Source organism: Microvirga tunisiensis (genome assembly GCF_009296175.1).
GTDB lineage: Bacteria > Pseudomonadota > Alphaproteobacteria > Rhizobiales > Beijerinckiaceae > Microvirga > Microvirga tunisiensis.
Genome location: NZ_VOSK01000623.1, coordinates 1 through 2,139, shown reverse-complemented (window position 1 = coordinate 2,139; position 2,139 = coordinate 1). Strand labels below are relative to the sequence as shown.

Below are 2,139 nucleotides of genomic sequence, written 5' to 3'. Positions count from 1 at the left end.
TTGCCTGTGAGCGATATCTGCTTCGCAGATTATTGATTGGTAGTTGGCAGGATATATGGAATGGGCCCCAACCAAATAAAGCTGACAAAGCCATATATCCTGCCAACCAAATGGGCCCCAACCAAATAAAGTGTAGAATCCTGCCAACCAAATGGGCCCCAACCAAATAAAGTGTAGAATCCTGCCAACCAAATTATTGATTGGTAGTTGGCAGGATATATGGCTTTGTCACCTTTCTTTGTTTGTGCATTCGTGCACTCATACTTTGGCCATCCCGACGGTACTGTCAACGTGATGTTGGGGAGACCACGCTGCCGCAGGGAAGCCTCCATGAGCATCGTCAACTTAACGGCTTGAGATAGGTCGGCCCCTCCTGGTTCGTCAGATCAGTGGCCCGTGGCGACGCCAGTCATCTCAGCCCAAGTCCGAAACGCCTGAGCTCGGAAGTTGCGGTGACCGGCGGCGCTGGTGTTGGCGGGACGGCGAAAGAGATTTCCCACCTGATCATGAACGGAGAGGAAGCGTTGCGCCTGTCCGGCTGATTTGAAGCGCTTCATCATGCGTTCGCGTCGTCGGGTTGGCTGATGACTATTCTCTGCGCGGTTGTTCGTAACCGGCCGATTTAGGCCGCCTTCTGAGGCGTTCTATGACGATGTAAATTCACGTCGTTAACGACGTCGTTATTGACGTCATCAAGGACGTGGATGATGCGGCAAGAGATCCTGGCCGGTATGGAGCGCCGCAGGCGCTGGTCGACCGAAGAGAAGTTGCAGGTCCTAAGCGAAGTCGGCGTGGAGGGCGCGACGGTGGCCGATGTGGCGCGCCGACACGACGTCACACGCCAGCACCTCTACCAATGGCGCCGGCAGATGAGGGACAAGCGCATGGTCCCGGACGAGGAGGCCCGGTTTCTGCCTGTGGAGCTTTCGGCATCGTCGCCGCAAGGCTGGACCTGCGGTGCATTTCCAGCGAACGACCGCCATGTGGAGATCGGGCTGCGCAACGGGCGGATCGTGCGCGCTGCAGCGGATTTGCCGGAGAACCTGCTCATGCGCGCTATCCGGATTGCGGAGAGCGCATGATCGGACCGGGAGCGGGCGTTCGGGTCTACCTTGCCTGTGGGGTGACCGACATGCGCCGTGGCATCACAGGCCTTGCCGCCTTGGCTCAGGAGGTTCTGCATCAGAACCCCGCCTTATGTGTCGTGGGAGATTATGTGGCGGCGGGATCGCTGACGGTGGAATTCCAGCGCTTTGCGGTCCCTGGCCGCCACATAATCTGAGCCATTTCTCCAGTGGGCGTTGGGCTATCCGCGCTCGCATGGAGAACGCACATGCTGGAACGCTACTTCAAGTATCCGAGGGTCCTGCATCGCTTGAGAGGCGGCGGCCTGGGTGACGAGCTCGATTGCATCGCAACCTATCTTTTCGAGAACGGCTATCGGCACGCTTCAGCGAAGATCTACCTCGGCCGATTGGGACGGTTCGGTGGAGTCGTATCGCGCGCAAAGCCGATCACCCAAGTCCTGATCGATGGCTTTGTCGCCGGGTGTCCGACCAAAACCTCACGTGTCGCCGCACGCACCGCAATCGCCTTGGCCCGAAGGATTGTTCCGCACCGCTTCGAGATTCGCCATCGCGAGCCCGATCCACATGAGCCCCTGCTGACAGGCTATTCCAGCTACCTGCGTGAGGTGCGTGGTCTGGCCGTGAAGACGCGGGAGGGTCAGGTTCTCGCCGCGCGGCGGCTGCTTGCCTGGTGGGATCGGTATCACGCCAGCGAGCCGCTCTCGGCCATGACCGGCATACATGTGCTGGCGCTCACCGGTCACCTCATGGGCCTGTCGTCCATGGATAACACGCGGGCAGCGACCGGGTCCTATATGCGCCGGTTTCTGAGGTTCCTGCACTGGGCCAACCTCAATGACCTGGACCTTGCGCGGTCCGTGCCGCGAACGCCATGCTACCGTCTCGCGCATCTGCCGCGGCAACTGGGTTGGGAGGATTCAGGAAGGCGATCGACGCCATCGACCCTGCGCCCCCAACCGGCAGCCGCGATCAGACCATCCTCCTGTTGCTGGCCACGACCGGCATCCGCAGCAAGAAACTTCGCTCACTCGTTCTCGACGATATTCGCCGG

At 59.9% G+C, this 2,139-nt stretch carries 2 protein-coding genes and 2 pseudogenes; 3 read left to right on the top strand and 1 reads right to left on the bottom strand.

Translation table 11 applies throughout. The annotated features are described in order from the left end of the window. Positions 1–386: 386 nt before the first annotated feature. Positions 387–608, bottom strand: a pseudogene (locus FS320_RS42125) (IS6 family transposase); the annotation flags it as partial. A gap of 96 nt (positions 609–704) precedes the next feature. On the opposite strand from FS320_RS42125, the gene tnpA reads away from it, so the two are divergent. The 3 genes and pseudogenes from tnpA to FS320_RS42110 form a co-directional block, all read left to right on the top strand. Next, positions 705–1,082, top strand: a complete 378-nt coding sequence (tnpA, locus tag FS320_RS42120; RefSeq protein WP_152718487.1) for an IS66-like element accessory protein TnpA — start codon at positions 705–707, stop codon at positions 1,080–1,082. Further along, positions 1,079–1,282: an IS66 family insertion sequence element accessory protein TnpB gene (tnpB, locus tag FS320_RS42115; RefSeq protein WP_152718486.1), complete on the top strand. Its 204-nt coding sequence runs from the start codon at positions 1,079–1,081 to the stop codon at positions 1,280–1,282. The genes tnpA and tnpB overlap by 4 nt, the downstream gene beginning before the upstream one ends. Positions 1,283–1,333: 51 nt before the next feature. Further along, positions 1,334–2,139 (top strand): annotated as a pseudogene (locus FS320_RS42110) (site-specific integrase); the annotation flags it as partial.

Excerpts from the sequence above, each read along its gene's own strand:
- tnpA (WP_152718487.1), top strand. The coding sequence starts at position 705 with ATGATGCGGCAAGAGATCCTGGCCGGTATGGAGCGCCGCAGGCGCTGG.
- tnpB (WP_152718486.1), top strand. The coding sequence starts at position 1,079 with ATGATCGGACCGGGAGCGGGCGTTCGGGTCTACCTTGCCTGTGGGGTG.